The organism is Streptomyces sp. NPDC042638, from assembly GCF_040647235.1.
Classification (GTDB): domain Bacteria; phylum Actinomycetota; class Actinomycetes; order Streptomycetales; family Streptomycetaceae; genus Streptomyces; species Streptomyces rameus.
Genome location: NZ_JBEZBT010000074.1, coordinates 1 through 23,118 on the forward strand (window position 1 = coordinate 1; position 23,118 = coordinate 23,118).

22 protein-coding genes, 1 pseudogene and 1 riboswitch are annotated in these 23,118 nt (G+C 70.9%); of the genes and pseudogenes, 13 read left to right on the forward strand and 10 right to left on the reverse strand.

Features of this window, described 5'->3' with window-relative positions:
* Nucleotides 1–110: 110 nt before the first annotated feature.
* The 10 genes from AB0B40_RS34695 (at nucleotide 111) to AB0B40_RS34740 (ending at nucleotide 10,476) form a co-directional block, all read left to right on the forward strand.
* A complete protein-coding gene (locus tag AB0B40_RS34695) occupies nucleotides 111–719 on the forward strand; it encodes a CDP-alcohol phosphatidyltransferase family protein (RefSeq protein ID WP_345049946.1) in 609 nt (202 codons plus the stop codon).
* Between the two features lie 114 nt (nucleotides 720–833).
* Nucleotides 834–3,329: a mannose-1-phosphate guanyltransferase gene (locus AB0B40_RS34700; protein ID WP_345050102.1), complete on the forward strand. Its 2,496-nt coding sequence runs from the start codon at nucleotides 834–836 to the stop codon at nucleotides 3,327–3,329.
* Nucleotides 3,330–3,505: 176 nt separating this feature from the next.
* Complete coding sequence (locus AB0B40_RS34705) at nucleotides 3,506–4,414, forward strand: DUF881 domain-containing protein (protein ID WP_345049948.1); 909 nt, start codon at nucleotides 3,506–3,508, stop codon at nucleotides 4,412–4,414.
* Nucleotides 4,411–4,743 carry a small basic family protein gene (locus AB0B40_RS34710; RefSeq protein ID WP_003988855.1) on the forward strand — a complete coding sequence of 111 codons (333 nt, stop codon included), beginning with the start codon at nucleotides 4,411–4,413 and terminating at the stop codon, nucleotides 4,741–4,743. Before AB0B40_RS34705 ends, AB0B40_RS34710 begins: the two co-directional genes overlap by 4 nt.
* Before the next feature lie 5 nt (nucleotides 4,744–4,748).
* The gene (locus AB0B40_RS34715) at nucleotides 4,749–5,603 is read left to right on the forward strand and encodes a DUF881 domain-containing protein (RefSeq protein WP_345049950.1); all 855 of its coding nucleotides are present in this window, start codon (nucleotides 4,749–4,751) and stop codon (nucleotides 5,601–5,603) included.
* A gap of 190 nt (nucleotides 5,604–5,793) precedes the next feature.
* Nucleotides 5,794–6,624, forward strand: a complete 831-nt coding sequence (locus AB0B40_RS34720; RefSeq protein ID WP_345049953.1) for an FHA domain-containing protein — start codon at nucleotides 5,794–5,796, stop codon at nucleotides 6,622–6,624.
* A gap of 43 nt (nucleotides 6,625–6,667) precedes the next feature.
* Nucleotides 6,668–7,405 (forward strand): MerR family transcriptional regulator, encoded by a 738-nt coding sequence (locus AB0B40_RS34725; protein ID WP_345049954.1) that lies wholly within the window; start codon nucleotides 6,668–6,670, stop codon nucleotides 7,403–7,405.
* An 85-nt stretch (nucleotides 7,406–7,490) separates the two neighbouring features.
* Nucleotides 7,491–7,964, forward strand: coding sequence for a bifunctional nuclease family protein (locus AB0B40_RS34730; RefSeq protein ID WP_026253112.1), 474 nt, complete (start codon nucleotides 7,491–7,493; stop codon nucleotides 7,962–7,964).
* A gap of 261 nt (nucleotides 7,965–8,225) precedes the next feature.
* Nucleotides 8,226–8,912: a MerR family transcriptional regulator gene (locus AB0B40_RS34735; protein WP_345049958.1), complete on the forward strand. Its 687-nt coding sequence runs from the start codon at nucleotides 8,226–8,228 to the stop codon at nucleotides 8,910–8,912.
* A gap of 67 nt (nucleotides 8,913–8,979) precedes the next feature.
* Nucleotides 8,980–10,476: a DNA polymerase IV gene (locus tag AB0B40_RS34740; protein ID WP_345049960.1), complete on the forward strand. Its 1,497-nt coding sequence runs from the start codon at nucleotides 8,980–8,982 to the stop codon at nucleotides 10,474–10,476.
* Here the strand turns inward: AB0B40_RS34740 and AB0B40_RS34745 are convergent.
* Nucleotides 10,398–10,769 (reverse strand): PRC-barrel domain-containing protein, encoded by a 372-nt coding sequence (locus AB0B40_RS34745; protein WP_345049962.1) that lies wholly within the window; start codon nucleotides 10,767–10,769, stop codon nucleotides 10,398–10,400. The genes AB0B40_RS34740 and AB0B40_RS34745 overlap by 79 nt on opposite strands.
* 119 nt (nucleotides 10,770–10,888) lie before the next feature.
* A riboswitch (glycine riboswitch) is annotated at nucleotides 10,889–10,983 on the forward strand.
* Nucleotides 10,984–11,158: 175 nt separating this feature from the next.
* On the opposite strand from AB0B40_RS34745, the gene gcvP reads away from it, so the two are divergent.
* The gene (gene gcvP / locus AB0B40_RS34750) at nucleotides 11,159–14,044 is read left to right on the forward strand and encodes an aminomethyl-transferring glycine dehydrogenase (protein ID WP_345049964.1); all 2,886 of its coding nucleotides are present in this window, start codon (nucleotides 11,159–11,161) and stop codon (nucleotides 14,042–14,044) included.
* A gap of 64 nt (nucleotides 14,045–14,108) precedes the next feature.
* On the opposite strand, the gene AB0B40_RS34755 is transcribed toward gcvP, so the two are convergent.
* The 4 genes from AB0B40_RS34755 to modA are packed head-to-tail and all read right to left on the reverse strand — an operon-like array spanning nucleotide 14,109 to nucleotide 17,440.
* A complete protein-coding gene (locus AB0B40_RS34755; RefSeq protein ID WP_362267501.1) occupies nucleotides 14,109–14,528 on the reverse strand; it encodes a TOBE domain-containing protein in 420 nt (139 codons plus the stop codon).
* A gap of 28 nt (nucleotides 14,529–14,556) precedes the next feature.
* Nucleotides 14,557–15,768, reverse strand: a complete 1,212-nt coding sequence (locus tag AB0B40_RS34760) for an ABC transporter ATP-binding protein (RefSeq protein ID WP_362267505.1) — start codon at nucleotides 15,766–15,768, stop codon at nucleotides 14,557–14,559.
* On the reverse strand, nucleotides 15,765–16,625 hold the full coding sequence (gene modB / locus AB0B40_RS34765; RefSeq protein ID WP_362267507.1) for a molybdate ABC transporter permease subunit: 861 nt from the start codon (nucleotides 16,623–16,625) through the stop codon (nucleotides 15,765–15,767). The genes AB0B40_RS34760 and modB overlap by 4 nt, the downstream gene beginning before the upstream one ends.
* Entirely contained in the window at nucleotides 16,622–17,440 is an 819-nt protein-coding gene (gene modA, locus AB0B40_RS34770; RefSeq protein ID WP_345049974.1) for a molybdate ABC transporter substrate-binding protein, read from the reverse strand. Before modA ends, modB begins: the two co-directional genes overlap by 4 nt.
* 205 nt (nucleotides 17,441–17,645) lie before the next feature.
* Between modA and AB0B40_RS34775 the strand changes: the two genes are divergently transcribed.
* Nucleotides 17,646–18,128, forward strand: a complete 483-nt coding sequence (locus AB0B40_RS34775; protein WP_345049977.1) for a molybdopterin-dependent oxidoreductase — start codon at nucleotides 17,646–17,648, stop codon at nucleotides 18,126–18,128.
* 68 nt (nucleotides 18,129–18,196) lie between these two features.
* Here the strand turns inward: AB0B40_RS34775 and AB0B40_RS34780 are convergent, their stop codons facing one another.
* The 4 genes from AB0B40_RS34780 to AB0B40_RS34795 all read right to left on the reverse strand — a co-directional run bounded on the left by AB0B40_RS34780 (nucleotide 18,197) and on the right by AB0B40_RS34795 (nucleotide 22,270).
* A complete protein-coding gene (locus AB0B40_RS34780; protein ID WP_345049979.1) occupies nucleotides 18,197–18,592 on the reverse strand; it encodes a helix-turn-helix transcriptional regulator in 396 nt (131 codons plus the stop codon).
* Nucleotides 18,593–18,770: 178 nt separating this feature from the next.
* Nucleotides 18,771–20,729 carry an amino acid transporter gene (locus AB0B40_RS34785; RefSeq protein WP_345049982.1) on the reverse strand — a complete coding sequence of 653 codons (1,959 nt, stop codon included), beginning with the start codon at nucleotides 20,727–20,729 and terminating at the stop codon, nucleotides 18,771–18,773.
* Nucleotides 20,730–21,070: 341 nt separating this feature from the next.
* A complete protein-coding gene (locus AB0B40_RS34790) occupies nucleotides 21,071–21,628 on the reverse strand; it encodes a hypothetical protein (RefSeq protein WP_345049984.1) in 558 nt (185 codons plus the stop codon).
* Between the two features lie 111 nt (nucleotides 21,629–21,739).
* Entirely contained in the window at nucleotides 21,740–22,270 is a 531-nt protein-coding gene (locus AB0B40_RS34795; protein WP_362267509.1) for a universal stress protein, read from the reverse strand.
* Nucleotides 22,271–22,445: 175 nt separating this feature from the next.
* Between AB0B40_RS34795 and AB0B40_RS34800 the strand changes: the two are divergent.
* A pseudogene (locus AB0B40_RS34800) lies at nucleotides 22,446–22,603 on the forward strand (ABC transporter permease subunit); the annotation flags it as partial.
* 162 nt (nucleotides 22,604–22,765) lie between these two features.
* Here the strand turns inward: AB0B40_RS34800 and AB0B40_RS34805 are convergent.
* Nucleotides 22,766–22,972, reverse strand: coding sequence for a DUF5999 family protein (locus AB0B40_RS34805; protein ID WP_345049989.1), 207 nt, complete (start codon nucleotides 22,970–22,972; stop codon nucleotides 22,766–22,768).
* Between the last annotated feature and the right edge of the window lie 146 nt (nucleotides 22,973–23,118).

The following is a 23,118-nucleotide window of genomic DNA, read 5'->3' on the forward strand; positions in this document are numbered from 1 at the left end:
CAAGAAGCTGGTCACGGCGCGCTGGAACTACGTCCTCGACAACATGGTCAAGGAGCGTTGAGGTAGGGTCAGGGGGCATCGTTGTTTCGTTTCGCACAGGAGGCCCCCGGGTGGAGGTCCAGGAGACCCGCGTCCAGACAGACCGGGTCCTCACCATCCCCAACATCCTCAGCATGGCGCGGCTCGTTGGCGTACCCGTCTTCCTCTGGCTGATCCTCAGGCCTGAGTTCGGAGGCCCCAACAGCGACGGATGGGCCCTCCTGGTGCTGGCGTTCAGCGGGGTCAGTGACTATCTCGACGGCAAGCTCGCCCGGCGCTGGAATCAGATCAGCAGCCTCGGCCGGCTTCTCGACCCCGCCGCCGACCGCCTCTACGTGCTTTCCACACTGCTCGGGCTCACCTGGCGGGAGATCCTGCCGCTCTGGCTGACCGGGCTCCTGCTCGTCCGAGAACTGGTTCTGCTGGTGATGGTGGGCATCCTCCGCCGCCACGGGTATCCGCCGCCGCAGGTGAACTTCCTCGGGAAGGCGGCGACGTTCAACTTGATGTACGCCTTCCCGCTGCTGCTCCTCAGTGACGGAAGTAGCTGGATCGCGTCACTCGCTGCCATTTTCGGATGGGCGTTCGCCGGGTGGGGTACAACCCTCTATTGGTGGGCAGGAGTGCTTTACGTGGTACAAGTCCGCCGATTGGTTCGAGCGGATGCCACGGTCGATTGAGCTCGGTGATTGTCCGGACATGACGCCTCGATGGCCCGCGGTCGAAAAGTGCGGGACAATCTGAACGGGTGAAGTCGGCTAGACCGTCGTCTCTTGGAGGAGGACGCTTCCGACATGAAGGCCGTCGTGATGGCCGGAGGCGAAGGCACGCGCCTGCGCCCCATGACCTCTAGCATGCCCAAGCCGCTCCTGCCCGTGGTCAACCGCCCGATCATGGAGCATGTGCTGAGGCTGCTCAAAAGGCACGGGCTCACAGAGACCGTCGTCACCGTGCAGTTCCTGGCATCGCTCGTCAAGAACTACTTCGGTGACGGCGAAGAGCTCGGCATGGAGCTCACCTATGCCAATGAGGAGAAGCCACTCGGTACCGCCGGAAGCGTCAAGAACGCCGAAGAGGCGTTGAAGGACGATGCCTTCCTCGTCATCTCCGGCGATGCCCTGACCGACTTCGACCTCACCGAGCTGATCAATTTCCACAAGGAGAAGGGCGCGCTGGTCACGGTCTGCCTGACGCGCGTGCCCAATCCGCTGGAGTTCGGCATCACCATCGTCGACGAGGAAGGCAAGGTCGAACGCTTCCTGGAGAAGCCGACCTGGGGGCAGGTCTTCTCCGACACGGTCAACACGGGCATCTACGTCATGGAGCCCGAGGTCTTCGACTACGTCGAAGCCGATGTGCCCGTCGACTGGTCCGGCGATGTCTTCCCGCAGCTGATGAAGGAGGGCAAGCCGATCTACGGCTATGTCGCCGAGGGCTACTGGGAGGACGTCGGCACGCACGAGAGCTATGTGAAGGCCCAGGCGGACGTCCTCGAAGGCAAGGTCGACGTCGACATCGACGGCTTCGAGATCTCCCCCGGAGTGTGGGTCGCCGAAGGGGCCGAGGTGCACCCCGACGCCGAACTGCGCGGGCCGCTGTACATCGGCGACTACGCGAAGGTCGAGGCCGGCGCGGAGATCCGCGAGCACACCGTGGTGGGCTCGAACGTCGTCGTCAAGAGCGGTGCCTTCCTGCACAGGGCCGTCGTGCACGACAACGTGTACGTCGGACAGCACAGCAATCTGCGCGGCTGCGTCGTCGGCAAGAACACCGACATCATGCGTGCCGCCCGGATCGAGGACGGCGCGGTCATCGGCGACGAGTGCCTGATCGGTGAGGAATCGATCGTCCAGGGCAATGTCCGGGTCTACCCGTTCAAGACGATCGAGGCCGGCGCCTTCGTCAACACCTCGGTCATCTGGGAGTCCCGGGGGCAGGCCCATCTGTTCGGCGCCCGCGGTGTGACCGGCATCCTGAACGTGGAGATCACGCCCGAGCTGGCGGTGCGCCTCGCCGGCGCGTACGCGACGACCCTGAAGAAGGGCTCGACCGTCACCACCGCCCGTGACCACTCCCGAGGCGCGCGGGCGCTCAAGCGTGCGGTGATCTCCGCGCTCCAGGCCAGCGCCATCGACGTACGCGACCTGGAGAACGTGCCGCTGCCCGTGGCCCGGCAGCAGACCGCGCGAGGGAGTGCCGGCGGCATCATGATCCGCACCTCGCCCGGCGTGCCGGACTCGGTCGACATCATGTTCTTCGACGGCAACGGCGCGGACCTCTCGCAGGGCAGCCAGCGAAAACTGGACCGGGTCTTCGCCCGGCAGGAGTACCGGCGGGCGTTCCCCGGTGAGATCGGTGACCTGTACTTCCCCGCGAGTGTCTTCGACTCGTACACCGGGTCGCTGCTGCGGAACGTCGACACCACCGGCATAGCGGAGTCCGGCCTCAAGGTCGTGGTGGACGCTTCGAACGGCAGTGCCGGGCTCGTGCTGCCCAGCCTGCTCGGCAAGCTCGGTGTGGACTCGCTGACCATCAATCCCGGTCTGGACGAGTCCCGGCCCACGGAGACGGCCGAGGTGCGCCGCAACGGGCTGGTGCGGCTCGGGGAGATCGTGGCGTCCTCCGGTGCGGCCTTCGGTGTCCGTTTCGACCCCGTCGGCGAGCGGCTGTCGCTCGTGGACGAGAAGGGCCGGATCATCGAGGACGACCGGGCGCTGCTGGTGATGCTGGACCTGGTGGCCGCCGAGCGACGCAGCGGGCGGGTGGCGCTGCCCGTCACCACCACGCGGATCGCCGAGCAGGTGGCCGCCTATCACGGCACGCAGGTGGAGTGGACCACCACCTCGCCCGACGACCTCACGCGCGTGGGCGGTGAGGAAGGCACCATCTTCGGCGGCGACGGCAAGGGCGGATTCATCGTCCCCGAGTTCAGCAGCGTCTACGACGGCACCGCGGCGTTCGTCCGGCTGATCGGGCTGGTGGCACGTACGCAGCTGACGCTGAGCCAGATCGACGCCCGGATTCCGCGGGCGCACGTCCTCAAGCGGGACCTGGCCACTCCGTGGGCCGTCAAGGGTCTCGTGATGCGGCGGGTGGTCGAGGCCGCGGGAGACCGCTTCGTCGACACGACCGACGGTGTGCGGGTCGTGGAGACCGACGGGCGCTGGGTGATGGTGCTGCCCGACCCGGCCGAGGCCGTCACCCATCTGTGGGCGGAGGGCCCCGACGACGCCTCCGCGCAGGCTCTGCTGGACGAGTGGGCGGCCGTCGTGGACAGCGCCGGCCGGTAGTCGCCGCAAGACCCGCCCGGGGGCGCCGACCGGCGCCCCCGGGCGGAAACCGCTGCCTCGGGGCGGCGGGAACGGCTGCACGCGTGCGTGCCGGACAAGTGTCTCCAGGGGGCCCGTCCGGGCACGCCGGTGGGGCCGTTCGGAGGTACTGCTCGCGACATGCGACGATGTGCGGCATGCCGCAGCAACCCCCCGTTCGGAGCAGCCCCACGCGGCCGCAGCGCCCGGACGCCTCCATGTCGTTGATCACCAACGTCATGGACCACAGCCTCGACGACGGGTACGCCGAGGCCGCCGCCCGGAAGGAGTCCCGGGGCGAGGGCGGTCTGCCCAAGACGCTCCGGGCCAAGCTGGGCCTGGCCGCCGGCCTCGTCCTCGCGGCGCTCGTCGTGACCGTGGGGGCGGCACAGGCCCGGGTGACGGCGCCCGTGGTGGCCAAGGAGCACCAGGAGCTGATCGACCGCATCGACAGTGAGACCGCGGCCGCCGACAAGCTCGAGAGCACCGTGGACGAGCTGCGCGACGACGTCAGCGCGCGCCAGCGGGCGGCCCTGAGGTCGAGCGGCGGAAGCGCCGACGCGGACCTGGCGGGCCTGCTGTCGGGTGCCACCGTGGTGCACGGTCCCGGTGTCGAACTCGTCGTGAACGACGCCAAGGAGGCCGGCACCGGCGGTGGCGGCGCCAACCCCCGGGAGACGTCGGACTTCTCCGACACCGGCCGGGTACGCGACCGCGACATGCAGCGCGTGGTCAACGGACTGTGGGCCTCCGGAGCCGAGGCGATCTCCGTCAACGGGCAGCGGCTCACCGCCCTGTCCGCGATCAGGGCCGCGGGAGACGCGATACTGGTCGACAACAGGCCACTGGTGCCGCCGTACACGGTGCTGGCGGTGGGGGACGGGGACAGGTTGAGCACGAGGTTCCAGAACAGTGCCGACGGCCTGTACCTGCATGCCCTGGAGGAGCAGTACGGCATCCGCGCCACCATCTCCACGCAGGGCGAGCTCCGGTTGCCCGCCGCCCCCAGTGTGATCGTACGTACAGCACAGCCGAAGTCCGAGAAAACCGAGAAGGGCACATCGTGATCGCCGTACTGGGCCTCGTCGTGGGAGTCGTGGCCGGCCTGTTGGTCCGGCCCGAGGTTCCGGCGGTCGTCGAGCCTTATCTCCCGATCGCCGTCGTCGCGGCGCTGGACGCCGTCTTCGGCGGTCTGCGGGCCATGCTGGACGGCATCTTCGACGACAAGGTCTTCGTGGTGTCGTTCCTGTCGAACGTGGTCGTCGCCGCCCTCATCGTGTTCCTCGGGGACAAGTTGGGGGTGGGCGCGCAGCTGTCCACGGGTGTCGTCGTGGTCCTGGGTATCCGTATCTTCTCCAACGCCGCGGCGATCCGGCGGCACGTCTTCCGGGCGTGACACCCATGAGCGAACACAACGACCGGGACGACCGGAACGACCAGCCCGACAACCGGCTGCGCAGGGAACTGCCGGCCGAGGTGCCCGTGCCCCCGCCGGAGGCAGCGGGGACCGTCCAGGACCGGCCGCAGCAGCCGGTCACGGGCCGACAGCGGCTCGTCAAGGGCCTGTGGCCGCCGCGTTTCACCCGGGCCCAACTCATCGTGGCGGTGCTGCTGTTCGGCCTCGGTTTCGGCCTGGCCGTGCAGGTGGCGTCCAACAGTGACACCGACAGCGCGCTGCGCGGCGCACGCCAGGAAGATCTTGTGCGCATCCTCGATGAACTGGATTCGCGTACTCAGCGTCTTGAGGACGAGAAGCAGGGACTCGAAAAGCAGCGCCAGGAACTGCAGAGCAGCTCCGACCAGGCCGCGGAGGCGCGTAAACAGACCGCCGAGAAGGAGAGGCAACTCGGCATTCTGGCGGGCACCGTGGCGGCGCAGGGTCCCGGCATCACCATGACGATCGAGGACACGAAGGGGACGGTCCAGGCGGACATGCTGCTCGACGCGATCCAGGAGTTGCGCGCGGCCGGCGCCGAGGCGATCCAGGTCAACGGGATCCGGGTGGTCGCGGGCAGTTACTTCACCGGCTCCGGCGACAGCGTGAGCGTCGACGGGAACAAGATCAGCGCACCGTATCGTTTCCAGGTCATCGGCAAGCCGCAGGACCTCGAGCCGGCGCTGAACATTCCTGGAGGAGTGGTGCAGACCCTGGAGAAGGAGCAGGCCACGGTGACGGTCGAGCGATCGGACAAGATCGTCGTGGACGCCTTGCGGCCGGCGAAGCGGCCTGACTACTCTCGGTCGTCCTCCCAGTGAACCGGTGGTGCATGGGGGCCGTCCGGCAGGGGCATGAGGTTGCGGGGGGTCGGCGCACCGAAGGGGTGGTGCGTGGTGGAAACTGTTTGGTGGATACGGACGTTGTGAGAATGTCCGGCTCGGCCGGTGTAGGCAATCAGGGTTCGTCCTGCCCCACGGGCGGGTCTGTTTCGGTCAAGGGGAATCGCCCGTGAAGTTGTTTGCGAAGTTGTTCGGCAAGAGCGCGCGAGAGGGGAGCGGCAACGCGACCGCTCGTCATCGCGCACAGCCTGACGCGGAGGGCCAGCGCCCGCTGTTCCGGGACCAGGTCGCTGGTCCGGGCGGTGACATTTCCGGAGGTCAGGGCGCGGCGTCTGTTGACCCTGCCCAGTCCGGCGGCATAGGTTTCGGGCAACCGTCAACCTCAGGTACGGGTGGAGAGTTTTCTTCCGGCCCGTACGCGTCCAACGCCCCGGCGGGGCAGCCGCGGCAGGAGGATCCGTCGATGTCGGTCCTGGTGTGTACGAGGTGCGGTAACCGCAATGCGGAGAACGCCCGATTCTGTTCCAACTGTGGGGCGCCGCTGCGTCCCGGGGTGGCGCCCGAGCGGGCCTCCGAGACGACCTCCACGATCTCGATCTCGGGCCTCGAGGCCTACGACTCCGAGATGACCGGTCAGACGCCGCTGCCGATGCTCTCTCCGGAGGCGCAGGCCGCGGTGGACGCGCTGCCGCTGGGCTCGGCCCTGCTGGTGGTGCGCAGGGGCCCGAACTCGGGCAGCCGCTTCCTGCTGGACAGCGACCTGACGACGGCCGGCCGTCACCCGCAGAGCGACATCTTCCTGGACGACGTGACGGTCTCCCGGCGGCATGTGGAGTTCCGGCGCTCCGCGGACGGCTCCTTCACGGTGGCCGACGTGGGCAGCCTGAACGGCACGTACGTCAACCGCGAGCGCATCGACCAGGTCGCTCTGGCGAACGGCGACGAGGTGCAGATCGGCAAGTACCGGCTGGTGTTCTACGCGAGCCGGCAGGCTGTCTGAGCCGCCCCCGGGCCGGCGCCCGGGGGGACCCCAGGGAAGGTCCATGGTTCAATCACCGAGCGGCGGTGCCGGAAGCGGTACCGCCGCCAGGGACAGTGGGCTGATGAGTATCGGCACGGTGCTGAACGTGCTGCGCGACGAGTTCCCCGAAGTCACCATCTCCAAGATCCGCTTCCTGGAGTCGGAGGGGCTCGTCGAGCCGCGGCGCACCCCGTCGGGGTACCGCAAGTTCAGCGCCGAGGACGTCGAGCGCCTCGGTCACGTCCTGCGGATGCAGCGGGACCACTATCTGCCGCTCAAGGTGATCCGGGAGCATTTGGACGCCATGGGGCGGGGCGAGGCCGTCCCGCTTCCCCTGGTGGGGCGCCAGCGCACCGCGGAGGACGCGCCGGCTCCCGTGGAGGGGCCCACGGTGGCCAGGGTCGGCAAGGCCGAGCTGCTGGCCGCGGCGGATCTGGACGAGGCCGAGCTGAAGGAGTGGGAGTCCTATGGGCTCATCGCTCCGCTGGAGGACGGGGTGTACGACGCCGAGGCCATCACCGTGGCCTCGCTCGTCGCGGAACTGGGCCGGTTCGGGATCGAGCCGCGTCACCTCCGGGTGATGAAGGCCGCCGCCGATCGTGAGGCGGGCCTGGTCGACCAGGTGGTGGCCCCGCTCAAGCGCCACCGCAACCCCCAGACCAGGGCGCATGCCGAGGCCCGTACGAGGGAACTGGCGGCTCTCACGATGAAGCTGCACGCGGCCCTGGTGAAGTCGGCTCTCGGGGTGCGGTTCCCCTGATCCGGCGGGTGCCCGGGAGGCCGGATCGGGCAGCTGTTCCCGGCCCGACTACCCAAACGTCCCGGGCACGGCCTAGGGTTGCTGTGTGAACGAGCTCGATGTCGTAGGTGTCCGGGTCGAAATGCCCTCCAACCAACCGATCGTGCTCCTGCGCGAAGTGGGGGGCGACCGTTACCTCCCCATCTGGATCGGGCCGGGGGAGGCGACGGCGATCGCCTTCGCCCAGCAGGGCATGGCCCCCGCGCGACCGCTGACCCACGACCTGTTCAAGGACGTGCTGGAGGCCGTCGGCCAGGAGCTGACCGAAGTGCGTATCACCGATCTGCGGGAAGGCGTCTTCTACGCGGAGCTGGTGTTCGCCAGTGGGGTGGAGGTCAGCGCCCGCCCCTCCGATGCCATAGCGCTCGCCCTGCGCACCGGTACGCCGATCTACGGCAGTGACACGGTGCTGGACGACGCGGGCATCGCCATTCCGGACGAGCAGGAGGACGAGGTGGAGAAGTTCCGCGAGTTCCTCGACCAGATCTCGCCCGAGGACTTCGGCACCAGCAGCCAGTGAGACGCGGGCCGGCCCGCCGGATCAGGGGTTTCCTCCGGCGCGGTCAGCGGCTCCGCGCGACGGGCGCCCGGGCAATTGCCTCCGGCCAGTGAGAGCGTCCTACGGCCTCCCAGGAGCGCATTCGGCTAGCCTTTCCCCGCGGTGGGACACGGGAAACCACTCCTAGGGTGATTATCACTCGGCGTGCCGAGTGTGGCGATCGTTGACGCACCCCTGGTGACTGCCTACCGTCGAGAAGGCAGGTCAAGGACGGAGGTCGGCGTGAGAACGAGCGGCGACGGTACGGCTGGGGGTGCCCCCGGACGTGGTTTCGGGGAGAGCGGTCCGTACCCGCCCCCGAACTCGCGGCTGCGCTCGGGCGCGGGACATGCCCGTCCCGGCAGCGCGGTGCAGCACGCTCCGCAGCTGTCGACGGCGGTGCCGAACGGCGGAGGGGTGGCGTCCATGACGTCCGAGGAGGAGATCGGCTACCGCGGGCCCACGGCCTGCGCCGCTGCCGGCATCACCTACCGGCAGCTCGACTACTGGGCGCGCACCGGTCTCGTCGAGCCCAGCGTGCGGCCCGCCCACGGATCGGGCACCCAGCGTCTGTACAGCTTCCGGGACGTCGTCGTCCTCAAGATCGTGAAGCGGTTTCTGGACACCGGGGTGTCGCTGCAGAACATCCGCACGGCTGTCCAGCACCTCAGAGAACGCGGTTTCCGCGACCTGGAGCGGATGACCCTGATGAGCGACGGTGCCACCGTGTACGAGTGCACCTCGCCGGACGAGGTCCACGCGCTGCTGCAGGGCGGTCAGGGCATCTTCGGCATCGCCGTCGGCGTGGTGTGGCGGGACGTGGAAAGCGCCCTCTCCCAGCTGCACGGCGAGCGCATCGACACCGGCGAGACCCTCGTCGGGCAGAACCCCGCGGACGAGCTGGCGAGGCGCCGCAACCGGGCGGTCTGACCGCCGGACCGCGCAGGGGCGCTCCGGCACCACCGCGTTGTCAGTGCCGTGGTGCAGCATCGGAGATGTGAGAAACGCGCCCACGATCCTGCATCTCGACATGGATGCCTTCTTCGCCTCGGTGGAGCAGGCCTCCAAGCCGAGCCTGCGCGGGAAGGCGGTCGTCGTGGGCGGGCTCGGACCGCGCGGTGTGGTGGCCACCGCGTCGTACGAGGCACGGGTGTTCGGGGTCCACTCGGCGATGCCCATGGCGCAGGCGCGCCGGCTGGCGCCCAACGCCGCGTACCTGGTGCCGCGCTTCACGCTGTACCGGGCGGTCAGCGAGCAGGTGATGGCGCTGCTGCGGGAGCTGTCGCCGCTGGTGGAGCCGCTGAGCCTGGACGAGGCGTTCGTGGATCTGGACGCCGGGGGAGTGGCCTGGGACGAGGATTCGGCACGGCGGGCCGGGGAAGAGCTGCGCGCCGGCATCCGGGCGGTCACCGGGCTCACCGGTTCGGTGGGACTCGCCGCCTCCAAGATGCTCGCGAAGATCGCTTCCGAGCAGGCCAAACCGGACGGACTGGTGCTGATCGAGCCGGGGACCGAGCGGGCGCTGCTGGGTCCGATGCCGGTGCGCACGCTGCCGGGGGTCGGGCCGGCCACCGGTGACCATCTGCGCCGGGCCGGGATCAGCACGGTGGGGGAACTGGCCGAGGCCGGTGAGGACGAGCTCGTACGGCTGCTGGGCAGGGCGCACGGGCACGCCCTGTACGCCATGGCCCTGGCCCGGGACGAGCGGCCGGTGGTGGCCGAGCGGGAGGCCAAGTCGGTGTCGGTGGAGGACACGTACGACGTGGACATCCACGACCGGCTGCGGGTCGGACTCGAGGTGCAGCGGCTGGCCGACCGGTGCGTCGGGCGGTTGCGCGGGGCCGGTCTGTCCGGGCGGACGATCGTGCTCAAGGTGCGGCGGTACGACTTCTCCACCCTGACCCGCTCCGAGACGCTCAGAGGGCCCACCGACGATCCGGTGGTCATCCGGGAGGCGGCGGCGCGGCTGCTGGACTCGGTGGACACCACGGGCGGGGTGCGGCTGCTGGGGGTCGGGGTGTCCGGCCTCGCCGACTACACGCAGGAGGACCTGTTCGCGCAGGCGGTGCCGGTGCCGGTGCCGTCGGGGGAGGAGCAGGGGACGGGCGCGGCCGAGGTCGTCGTGGAGCGGCCGCAGCCGGTGGAACGGCACTGGCGTGCCGGGCAGGACGTGCGGCACGCCGAGTACGGACACGGGTGGGTGCAGGGGAGCGGGCTGGGGCGGGTCACCGTGCGGTTCGAGACCCCGCAGTCCCCTCCGGGCCGGGTGCGGACGTTTTCGGTCGACGAGCCCGCGCTGGAGCCCGCCGAGCCGTTGCCGCTGGTCGCGGACGCTTCCCAGCCGCCCGCGGCGCCCGGTCCGCCGGGCGGTGGCCGGGACGGGCCTGCGTCCCGGCTCCCGGAAGAGGTCCGCGATCAGGCCTCCTCCGAGCCCGCCAGCTTGCCGAAGTCGTGGTCCGGGACCGTCGGGGGTGAGGCCACGTCCAGGCCGTAGTGGTGGTAGAGCTGGAGTTCCTGTTCGGGGGAGAGATGGCGGCCCACGCCGAAGTCGGGCGCGTCCTTGATCAGGGCGCGGTCGAAAGGTACGTGCAGGGTGCCCGCGACGAGTTCGCTGGGCTCCAGGGGGACGAAGGCGTCCCGGGAGAACAGGCCGGTGCGTACGGCCGCCCATTCGGGCACGCCGGTCGCGTCGTCGAGGTACACCTCGTCGATGGTGCCGATCTTGGTCCCGTTCCGGTCGAACGCCTTGCGGCCGATCAGGTTGCGCGGATCGATGTCGGTCTGCACGGCCCCTCTCCCTCCACTTGGTCGCAACTCATCCGTAAGCACTACAAAAGAGCACATTCAGGGAGGCGGCCACTCGAAGGCTCCGGTGTTGACCTCGCTGGTACGCTGACAGCGGCTGTTGAACCCGTGCGGGAGAGTCCTCCGACCACCTCGGAGGCGCCGAAGGAGCAACTCCTCCCCGGAATCTCTCAGGCTCACGTACCGCACGGACGAGGTCACTCTGGAAAGCAGAGCGGGTTGCCGATGGCATCCGCTCTCACCGACGGTGAAAGCCGGCGTGCTCTGGCGCCCGGTGAAGCTCTCAGGTCGAGATGACAGAGGGGGAGGCCGTCGGGGTGCCCGCGCCGGGGTGCCCCTCGCAGGTCGCGTCAGACCAGGAGGCCTCCGCAATGACCGCCCATCGCATTCCGCTCTCCGAGCTCGAAGCCGGCATCCCGTTCGAGCAGCGCCACATCGGGCCCGACCAGGAGGCGCGGGCCAAGATGCTCGCGCACGTCGGGTACGGCTCGCTGGACGAGCTGACCGCCGCCGCGGTCCCGGATGTGATCAAGAACGCCGACGCCCTGGACCTGCCGGGTGCCCGCACCGAGGCTGAGGTGCTGGCCGAGCTGCGCTCGCTCGCCGACCGCAACCAGGTCCTGGACTCCATGATCGGCCTGGGGTACTACGGCACCTTCACGCCGCCCGTCATCCTGCGCAACGTCATGGAGAACCCGGCCTGGTACACGGCCTACACGCCGTACCAGCCGGAGATCTCCCAGGGCCGGCTGGAGGCCCTGCTGAACTTCCAGACGACGGTCGCCGAGCTGACCGGTCTGCCGACCTCCGGCGCCTCGCTGCTGGACGAGGGCACCGCGGCCGCTGAGGCCATGGCGCTGTCCCGCCGCATGGGCAGGAACAAGAAGGGCCTGTTCCTGATCGACGCGGACGCCCTGCCGCAGACCATCGCGGTGATCGAGACGCGTGCCGAGCCGACCGGCGTCGAGGTCGTCGTCGCCGACCTCAGCGAGGGCATCCCGGCGGAGATCGCCGAGCGCGAGATCAACGGCGTACTGATCCAGTACCCCGGCGCGTCGGGTGCCGTACGCGACATCAAGCCCGTCATCGACCAGGCGCACGAGCTGGGCGCCCTGGTGACCGTGGCCGCGGACCTGCTCGCGCTGACCCTGCTGACCTCGCCGGGCGAGCTGGGCGCGGACATCGCCGTCGGCACCACCCAGCGCTTCGGTGTGCCGATGGGCTTCGGCGGGCCGCACGCCGGCTACATGGCCGTCCACGAGAAGTTCGCGCGCAGCCTGCCGGGCCGTCTGGTCGGTGTCTCCGTCGACGCCGACGGCCACCGGGCCTACCGGCTCGCGCTGCAGACCCGCGAGCAGCACATCCGCCGGGAGAAGGCGACCAGCAACATCTGCACCGCGCAGGTGCTGCTCGCCGTGATGGCCGGCATGTACGCCGTCTACCACGGGCCCGAGGGCCTTCGGACGATCGCCCGGCGCACCCACCGCTACGCGACCATCCTGGCCGCCGGCCTGGAGGCCGGCGGTGTCGAGATCGTCCACGGCGCCTACTTCGACACGCTCACCGCGCGCGTGCCCGGCAGGGCCGCCGAGGTCGTCGCCGCCGCCCGGGACAACGGGGTCAACCTGCGCCTGGTCGACGCCGACCACGTCTCCCTCGCCTGCGACGAGACGACCAAGCGGGCCCAGGTGGCCGCCGTCTGGTCCGCCTTCGGTGTCGAGGCCGACATCGAGGCGCTGGACGCGACCGCCGAGGACACCCTGCCCGAGGCGCTGCTGCGCACCGACGCGTACCTCAACCACCCGGTCTTCCACCAGCACCGCTCCGAGACCGCGATGCTGCGCTACCTGCGCAAGCTGGCCGACCGCGACTACGCGCTCGACCGCGGCATGATCCCGCTGGGCTCCTGCACGATGAAGCTCAACGCGACCACGGAGATGGAACCGGTCACCTGGCCGGAATTCGGGCAGCTGCACCCCTTCGCCCCGGCCGAGCAGGCGCAGGGCTACCTCACGCTCATCCACGAGCTGGAGGAACGTCTCGCCGAGGTCACCGGCTACGACAAGGTCTCCCTCCAGCCGAACGCCGGTTCGCAGGGCGAGCTCGCCGGTCTGCTGGCCGTCCGCGGCTACCACCGCGCCAACGGCGACGCGCAGCGCACCGTCTGCCTGATCCCGTCCTCCGCGCACGGCACGAACGCCGCCAGCGCCGTGATGGCCGGCATGAAGGTCGTCGTCGTCAAGACCGCCGGGGACGGTGAGATCGACGTCGAGGACCTGCGCGCCAAGATCGAGCAGTACCGCGACGAGCTGGCGGTGCTGATGATCACCTACCCGTCGACGCACGGTGTGTTCGAGGAGCACGTCGCGGACATCTGCGCCCAGGTCCACGAGGCCGGCGGCCAGGTGTACGTGGACGGCGCCAACCTCAACGCGCTCGTCGGTCTCGCCAAGCCGGGTCACTTCGGCGGTGACGTCTCCCACCTGAACCTGCACAAGACCTTCTGCATCCCGCACGGCGGCGGCGGTCCGGGTGTCGGCCCGGTCGCGGTCCGCTCGCACCTGGCGCCGTACCTGCCCAACCACCCGCTCCAGCCGGAGGCCGGCCCGGAGACGGGCGTGGGCCCGATCTCGGCCGCCCCCTGGGGCAGCGCGGGCATCCTGCCGATCTCGTGGGCGTACGTCCGCCTGATGGGCGGCGAGGGCCTGAAGCGAGCCACCCAGGTGGCCGTGCTGTCGGCGAACTACATCGCCAAGCGCCTGGAGCCGCACTACCCGGTGCTCTACACCGGTCCGGGCAGCCTGGTCGCGCACGAGTGCATCATCGACCTGCGCCCGCTGACCAAGGCGACCGGCGTCAGCGTGGACGACGTCGCCAAGCGGCTGATCGACTACGGCTTCCACGCGCCGACCATGTCCTTCCCGGTGGCCGGCACGCTGATGATCGAGCCGACCGAGTCCGAGGACATCACCGAGCTGGACCGGTTCTGCGACGCGCTGATCGCCATCCGCGCGGAGATCGAGAAGGTCGGCTCCGGGCAGTGGCCCGCCGAGGACAACCCGCTGCGGAACGCCCCGCACACCGCCGCCGCGCTCGGCGGTGAGTGGACGCACGCCTACAGCCGCGAGGTGGCCGTCTTCCCGGCCGGTGCCACGGCCGCCGACAAGTACTGGCCGCCGGTGCGCCGCATCGACCAGGCCTTCGGCGACCGCAACCTGGTGTGCTCCTGCCCGCCCCTGGACGCCTACGAGGACTGAGTGAGCGACGCCGAGGGCCCCGTCCGTACCGCGGGCAGGGCCCTCGGCCGTGCGGGGCCCGTGCCTAGCCCGTCGCCAGCGAGACCTCCGTCGACTTGATCAGGGCGACGACGTCCGAGCCGACGAAGAGGCCGAGGTCCCCGGCCGCGTCCTTGGTGATCGCGGCGGTCAGCTCGCCCCCGTCCACGGAGACCTTCACCGTGGCCATGGCCTCGCCGAGGGTGAGACGGATGACCGTGCCGGGCAGCTGGTTGCGGATCGACAGTCCCTCGATCCGGCTGGTGGAGAGGGAGACCTCCGTCGACTTCACCAGGGCGCTCACCGCGGAGCCCGGGGCCAGGCCGAGGTGTTCCACGGCCTCGAGCGTGATGGCCGCGGTCAGCACCTGGCCACCGGTGAGCCGGACCTTGACGGTCGCCATGACGTCGCCCGGGTGCACCTCAGTGACGGTGCCGGGCAGCTGGTTACGGATGCTCAGGGTCATGGGCACCCACCGTAGAGCGCCGGTCCGGTCAGGCCGGGTATGCGTGTGTTTGCGTCGCTTTGACCGTCGCCCAGACCGACGCACCCGGATGCAGGTCCAGCTCGGCGGCGGCGACCGTCGTCAGGTCCGCCGCGAGCGGCAGTTCACCGGTGAGGGCGGCCCGGATCTGGTCGCCCTGCGTCTCCAGCCCGGCGACCTCGCAGTGCCACAGGTTGCGGGCGCTGGCGCCGGAGGGCCGGTAGCGGAACAGGGTCACCGCGGACGGCGGGAACGCCACGAAGACCGGCCCGGACAGTTCCTCGGTGGTCGTGATCGCGGGTCCCGCGTGGAGCCGCACCGTGTGCCCGGCGGCCTGGCCCCGGTAGAGGTTGAGGCCGACGAGCTGGGCGATGTAGTCCGTGCGCGGACGCCGGGCGATGTCGGTCGGGGTGCCCTCCTGCACGACCCGGCCGTGCTCCACGACCACCAGCCGGTCGGCGAGCACCATGGCGTCCAGCGGATCGTGGGTGACCAGCACCGAAACCGCCTCGAACTCGGCCAGATGGCGGCGGAGCTGGGCGCGTACCTCCAGCCGGGTACGGGCGTCCAGGGCCGCCAGCGGCTCGTCCAGGAGCAGCAGCCGGGGCCGGGTGGCCAGGGCGCGAGCGAGCGCCACGCGCTGGGCCTGGCCGCCGGAGAGCCGGCGCGGCTTGGCGCCCGCGTGGCCGGCCAGGCCCATCCGCTCCAGCCAGGCCGCGGCCTGGGCGCGGGCCTCCGCCTTGCCCGCGCCCCGGCAGCGGGGGCCGAAGGCGACGTTGTCCAGGGCGGACAGGTGCGGGAAGAGCAGATAGTCCTGGAAGACCACGCCGACCGGGCGGGACTCCGTGGGAGTGTCCTCCAGCGAGGTGCCGTCGAGGCGCAGATGGCCGTCGGTGAGGGGGGTGAGACCGGCGAGGGCGCGCAGGGCGGTGGTCTTCCCGGCGCCGTTGGGGCCGAGGAGGGCGACGACGTCCCCCGGGGCGGCGGTCAGCGTGATGTCCAGGCGGAAGGCGGGGCGGTCGACGACGAGACGGGCGTCGAGACCGGCGGCCGGCCGCGCGTGGCCACCGGCGGGACCGAGGTTCCCGCCCGTGCGGGCCTCACCGTCGGCCCCGGACGGGGTGCGAGCGCCGTCATCGGCCGCGGGCCGGAGCGGTCTGCTGTCCGCCGGCTCGCGTGCGGGCCCGCCGCCGTCGGGTGCCGTGGGCCGAATGTTCGTCATGAGGTCGTCATCCAGCGGTCCCGGAGTCCCGCCAGTACCGCGATCGACACGGCGAGCAGTACCAGGCTGAGGGCGATGGCGGCCTCCGGGTCGTTCTGCAGCGCGAGGTACACCGCGAGGGGCATGGTCTGGGTGCGGCCGGGGAAGTTGCCCGCGAAGGTGATCGTCGCGCCGAACTCGCCGAGCGCCCTGGCCCAGGCCAGCACCGCGCCGGCCGCGATGCCCGGCGCGATCAGCGGCAGCGTGACCCGCCGGAAGGCGGTGAAGCGGGACGCGCCCAGTGTGGTGGCCGCCTCCTCGTAGCGCGGGTCGGCGGCGCGCAGGGTGCCCTCGACGCTGATCACCAGGAACGGCATCGCCACGAACGCCTCCGCGATCACGACTCCGGTGGTGGTGAAGGGCAGGGTGATCCCGAACCAGGCGTCGAGCCACGTGCCGATGACGCCGTTGCGGCCCAGGGCGAGCAGCAGTGCCACACCGCCGACCACCGGCGGCAGCACGAGCGGGAGGGTCACCAGGGCCCGCACCATGCCGCGGCCGGGGAACTCCGTGCGGGCCAGCAGCCATGCCAGTGGCACGCCGAGGACGAGGCTGACGGCGGTCGCCGCGGTGGCGCTGATCAGGGACAGCTGGAGTGCCTGCCACACCTCGGCGCTGGTCAGCTGGTCCGGCAGGCTGCGCCAGGGCGCGCGGACGAGCAGCGCGAGCAGTGGCAGCAGCAGGAACGCCAGCGCCAGCAGGCCGGGCAGCAGCAGCGGCAGCGGCACCCGGCGTCGGCTCCCCGCGCCGACGCGGCGGCGCCGCGGCCGGCCCGTGCGGGGGCCGGTCGCGACGCCGGGCTTGTCGAGCGGGGTCACGGCTTGAGGAACCCGGCCCCGCTCAGCACCTTCTGGCCCTCGGCGGACCGCACGAGGGCGATGAACGCCTTGGCGGTCTCGGCGTTCGGCGCCTTCTTCAGCAGGACGATCGGGTAGTCGTTGACCGCGTTGGCGGACTCGGGGAACTCCACGCCCTCCACCTTGCCACCCGCGGCCTTCACATCGGTCTTGTAGACGACCGCCGCGTCGGCCTCCTTCAGCTCCACCTTGGTCAGGGCGCTCTTGACGTCCTGTTCGTAGGAGGCCGGGGTGATCTTGACCCCGCCGGCGTCCAGGGCCTTCTGGGCGGCGGAGCCGCACGGCACGGTCTTGTCGCACAGGACGACCTTCAGGCCGGACTTGGTCAGGTCCTTCAGCGAGGACACCTTGTCGGGGTTGCCCGGCAGGGTGGCGATCTCCAGCTGGTTGCGGACGAAGGTGGCCGGGGTACCGGCCGCGTCGCCCTTGTCCGTCACGATCTTCATCGTCTTGGGGCTGGCGGCGGCGAAGACGTCCGCCGGGGCACCGCCGGTGATGCTCGCGGCGAGGGTGTCACTGCCGCCGAAGTTGAAGTCGACCTTGGTGCCGGGGTGCCGGCTCTCGAACTCCTTGGCCAGGGCCGAGAAGCTCTCCTTGAGGGAGGCGGCGGCGAACACGGTGATGTTGCCGGACAGCTTCCGGGAGGCCGACGCGGGCGGAGAGGCGGACGCGTCCTTGGAGTCCGACGATGAGGAGCAGGCGCTGAGTGCCATCAGGGCTGCGGCTCCCGCACCGGCCAGCTGCAGCATCCGGGTCCGGCGCACGGAACGGGTCATCACTGATCTACTCCTCGGGTTCTGTGGAACAACGGTCGCGCCCCTGACACGGCCGGATATCGACCGTGCGGCGATGATACTGCCGCATCTGCCAGCTGTAAGTCTCCTGTCACATCGCATGAGCTGCGCTCTCGTGAGTTGTAGCTTGCATGTGCGTTTGTACGGCCCTTCCGGGCGGGTACGGTGCTGCGGGAGGTGGTCGACGGTGACGCTCGCGGAACTCGCCCTGACCGGCGATCTGGTACGACCCGCCCGGCTGACCGTGCCGGATCTGCTGCGCTGGCCACAGCACCGGGCGGACGTCAGCTTCGAGTGCGCGACCAGCGGTGTCCAGCACCACCGGTTCGCCGGCCCGCGCCTGTACGACGTGCTCGCCGACGCGGGCCCCGGCTTCGACCCGGCCCGGCGCAAGGACCGGCTGCGCTTCCTCATCGCGGTCAACGGCACCGACGGGCATCACGCGCTGCTGTCCTGGGCCGAGATCGACCCGGACTTCGCCGATGCGCCGGTCCTGCTGGCGGTCGCCATCGACGGCACCCCGCTGGACGAGACCGGACCGCAGCTGGTGCTTCCGCAGGACCGGTGCGGGGCCCGGCACATCAGTGGCATCACGGCGATCCGGGTGGACGGCGGTTACCGCTTCCGGCCGGCCGGCCCGCTCGGGGCACGGCAGGTCCCGGCCGCGTGACCGGCCCCCTGGCGCGCCCTGTGCGGTGACCGGCCCCTTGGCTCGCCCTGTGCGGTGAGTGCGCCGCGTCAGACGCGGTCGATATGGACGTTCGTGGACTTCACGCGCGCGGTCGCCTCCATGCCGACCTCCAGGCCCAGCTCCTCGACGGCTTCCCGGGTCAGCAGGGAGACGAGCCGGTGCGGGCCGGCCTGGATCTCCACCTGAGCGGCGACATCGCCGAGCTTGATCTCGGTGACGATGCCGGGGAAGGCGTTGCGGACGGAGGTGTGCGAGGCGTCTTCCTCGACGCCGCCCGCCTTGGCCAGTTCGACGGAGAACGCGGCGAGGGCCCGGCCGTCGATGAGCCGTCGTCCGGACTCGTCGCGGTGGGTGGCCACACGGCCGGCGTCGGCCCAGCGGCGGGCGGTGTCCGGGCTGACGCCGAGCAGCCGCGCGGCCTGGCCGATCGTGTAGGACTGCATGCCGGTCACGATAGGGCCAGGCGCCCGGACCCGCGGACATGGGGGCGGCCGTTGGGTATAACGCGACATGCCTCGGCGCCGGAGGCGGGTGGTCCGGCACAGGGGGCACGGCCGCTCCGCCCGGCGCGGCGGCCGTGCCCCCTCTGCCGTGGCGGGCGGTCCGGTGGACGTCCCCCGATCAGCCGACGTGCACCCGCGGCCTGCGCCCCCGTTTAGGCTCCGCCTCGCGCAGTACCTCGCGGGTGACCGGCGCGACCTCGCCCTGGCCGAAGAGGAAGAAACGCAGGAAGTTGGCGAACGGGTTGCCCTCGGTCCATTCGAAGTAGATGTGCGGGGTGCAGCTCGTGATGTCACGGACGTGCAGCAGCAGCGCGGCGAGGGCGTTCGGGATGGACGCGGATTCCAGCGTCAGCACCCGGTAGCGGCCGTGCAGCACCTCGCCGCGCACGGTCAGCTCCGCCTCGAACTCGGACGGGTCGGTGACGGTGACTTCGGCGAAGACGAAGTCCTCCTGCTCGGCCAGGTCGTTGTCGGCGCGGATCTGCTCGACCTTGTCGCGGTACTCCGCCTTGTCCCGGTGGCCCGGCTCATTGGCGATGAACCGGATCTTCCGGCTGGCCATGTCCCGGATGAAACGTTCCGCCATCGGATCGAGCGTCACGCTCGTCACGCGCAGCTCGAAGGCACGGGCCAGCCGGGACAGCAGCGAGAGCAGTATGATGCCGGCGATGAAGCAGGCACCGATCTTCACACCGTCCGGGCGCTCGATGACGTTCACCACGGTCGTGTACAGGAACACCGCCGCGATCACCCCGAAGGCGATGGTCCAGCCGCGCTGGCCGGCCTTGCGGGCGGCGATGGTCACCGCGATCGCGGCCGAGCTGATCAGCACCAGCACACCGGTGGCGTAGGCACCGCCCTGCTTGTCGACGTTGGCGTCGAAGATCCAGGTCACCAGGAAGGCGACGAGGGTGAAGACGATGACCATCGGGCGCACCGCCCGCGCCCAGTGCGGAGCCATGCCGTAGCGGGGCAGATAGCGGGGCATCAGGTTGAGCAGGCCGGCCATGGCGGAGGCGCCCGCGAACCACAGGATGGCGATGGTCGCGACGTCGTACACCGTGCCGAAGGCGCTTCCGAGGTACTCGTGCGAGAGGTAGGCCAGTGCGCGGCCGTTGGCCCCGCCGCCCGTCCTGAACTCCTTCGCGGGAATCAGCAGCGTGGTGATGAAGCTCGTGGAGATCAGGAAGCAGCTCATGATCAGCGCGGCGGTGGTCAGCAGCTTCTTGGTGTCCCTGATCCGGCCGGCGGGCCGTTCCTCGGTGTCGCCCGGGTCGCCCTGGACGTGGGGCATGACGGCCACACCGGTCTCGAAGCCGGACAGGCCGAGGGCGAGTTTCGGGAAGACGATCAGGGCGACGCCGATCATCACGAAGACGTTCCCGTGCTCGGCGGTCAGAGCGCCGGACCAGTCGGTGATCACATGGCCGGCCGTGATGACGTGGTAGAAGCCGACGATCACGACGACGACGTTGAGCGCGAGGTAGAAGCCGACCAGGGCGACCGCGACGCCGATCGCCTCCAGGAAACCCTTGAGGAACACCGCACCCAGCAGCGCCACCAGGAACAGGGTGATCACCATCTGATGGCCGTGCAGGGCGCCCGTGAGATGCGGGTTCTCCACCAGGTGGGTGGAGGCGTCGGCCGCCGAGAGGGTGATGGTGATCAGGAAGTCGGTGGCCGCGAAGCCCAACAGGGTGAGCACGAAGAGCTTGCCCTGCCAGAACGACAGCAACCGCTCCAGCATGGCGATGGAACCCTCACCGCGCGGGCTCTCCTCGGACACCCGGCGGTAGACCGGCAGGGCTCCCGCCAGCGTCACGATGACGAGCACGATCGTCGCGATCGGTGACAGCAGACCGGCCGCCAGGGCCGCGATGCCGGGCTGGTAGCCGAGGGTGGAGAAGTAGTCGACACCGGTCAGGCACATCACCCGCCACCAGCGCTGCCCCTTGTGCGGGGGCTCCGGCGCGGCGTGCGGACCCGTGTGCCCGTTGCCCTTGCCCATGTCGGACAGGCCTTCCAGCATCCAGGCGCGCAGGCGGCTGGTACTGGGAGGGCGCTCGGTCGTGGCCATCGGGTGCTCCTGACGTGCGGCTCAGCTCTTTCCGGCCATCACGCGGACGGCGGCACCAGCGTAAGCAGAGCGTGACGTTCGGGCCCACGGATCATCGGGCCGCAGGCGTCAAGCTTGCGTTAAGAATCGCCTGGCCACGGGGAGAGCGCACGAGGAAGCCGAGGCCAGGGGGCATTGCCCCGGAGCGGGACCGAGTGGGGTGACCTGGCAGGGGCACGGGACCGAAGGGGTGGCCTGGCGAGGGCTCGCCGGGCGGCGCGGCGGTGACGGCCACTGAGCGTCATGCCGCAGGACGGCCGGGGCGGCCCGCCCCCGGGCGGTGGCCGCTACGCCGTGCCCGACTACTCCATGCCCGACGCGCGGAACACGCCCATCGCCGACTCGCGGTCCAGCCGGCGGGCCAGACGGTGCAGGGCGTCCCTGCCGCACAGCAGGGTGCCGGCCGCCTCGGAGCGGCGGGCGCCCTCGTCGAGCCGGTACCACAGGTCCGGGTTGCCGATCAGTACCTCGGGGTCGATCTCGACCCGGCCGCCGAGGGCGTCGCGCAGCACCAGACGCCGGTTGACGCCGTCCACCGGACGCACCGCGGTCAGCAGATCGGTGCGAATCCGGCGGGTGCGCAGCAGGCGGCGGGTGGCCAGCCAGCCGGGGCCCGCGGACACACGCACCGGGAACAGGACGATGAGCAGCAGCAGAGCGAGCAGCACCCACAGGACACCGCGCCACCAGGTCAGCGTGCCGGCCGCCCAGTCGATGCCCAGCAGCAGCCCGAACAGCGCACCGGCGCAGCGCACGGCGCTGTGCACGCCCGGCAGCCAGCCGCGGTCGTGGACCACGGTCCCGGCGCCGGCCGGCCAGGAGCCGGTCAGCCGGGGGCGGGTGTCGTCGAGATGCTCCATGACAGAAACGGTAGACCGCCGACGGCCCGGCGCCTCCGCGCTTGACGGCGCCCTGACGGCCGGGGGCCCGTTCTTGACGCGACCGCAGCGCCCAGGCGTGACCGCCGGCCCTCACAGGCCCCGGGTGTCGACGCGCAGATGCCAGGTGCAGCGCCGGTGGACGGACAGCAGTTCGGACTGCAGCGGGGACGGAGGCACCGCCAGGACCGGGCACACCGCGTGGGCCAGGCAGTGCCGCGAGACCCGGCCCGCGAAGGCCCGCCGCAGCCCGCGCCGCCCCGCGCCCACCACCAGCACGTCGTCCTCCCGGTCCGCGGTCGCCACCAGCGCCGGGCCCGGGGCACCTCGGACGACGACGGGGCGCATCGGCACCCCGGGCCCGTCCGCGCCGAAGATCTCCTCGAGCACCGAGGCCAGCCGTTGCCCGGCCAGTCGCTGCCAGTCCTCGACCGGCAGCCCGGCGGCGGGGGAGCGCCGTGCGGCGCAGTCGCCGCCCGGTGGTTCCCAGGCCAGCACCGGCCACAGCTGCGCGCCCAGCCGGCGGGCGAGCGCGGTGGCCCGCCGCAGGGCCATGACGCTGCCCAGCGAGCCGCTCACACCGACCACCACTCGCGCGACCGCCGAGGCTTCGTAACCGGACATGACTTCACCGTTCCGCGCGGGCGCCGACGGGATGCGGCCGCGGCGCGCCCCTGGGCGAGGACCTCCGCCTCCCTTTCTCCATCCCACTCCCGTACCGGCGATTCGACCAGCCGGACGACCTACGCACACGCCGTGCGCGACGGTACGCGCGAGACCGCGGGAGGCTCCGGCGGCGGTCCACCTGACCGGACTCCGTTCCGCACCGGCCGAGTTGACGGCGGCGGCGCTGATCGACGGCGCCAGTGCCCGGCAGCGGTTGCGGCACGTCACGCTGCCGCTGCTCGCGCCACCCTGCGCATCAGCGTCCTGCTTTCCGTGACCGGGTCGGTCCAGGCCGGGCCCAGCTGTCCGACCTGGACCGGTCTCACCAGGGGCCGCCCGTGGGCAGCGCCCACGTGCGGCGTCCGGCTTCCGTCGGCGTCCACCCTCGGGCACGGGTCGGGGCCGGTGCGCACCGGGTGCGTGCGGCCGGCCCCTCGGGTCACCGTGCCGTGCTCAGGCGGCGGTCATCACCTCAACCGCGCCGAGGGGCCGGTGCGGGGCGATGATGCGGCCGTCCGGCAGCAGCTCACCGGTGTCCTCGAAGAGCAGGACGCCGTTGCACAGCAGGCTCCAGCCCTGTTCCGGGTGGTGCGCCACGAGGCGGGCGGACTCCCGGTCGGCGGATTCTGCTGGCGGGCACGGCGGCTGGTGCTGGCACATGGGCGGAATCTCTCGGTCTGTTGTGATCATGTCCGTCCCCCGTGATGAAGAGTCGGTTCGCAGCCAGTGTTGTCCTTCGGGAGGCATTCCGCAGGGATTTCACAGCACCGCTTCTCACAGGTTCATGACGCGTCACCCGCCCGGAC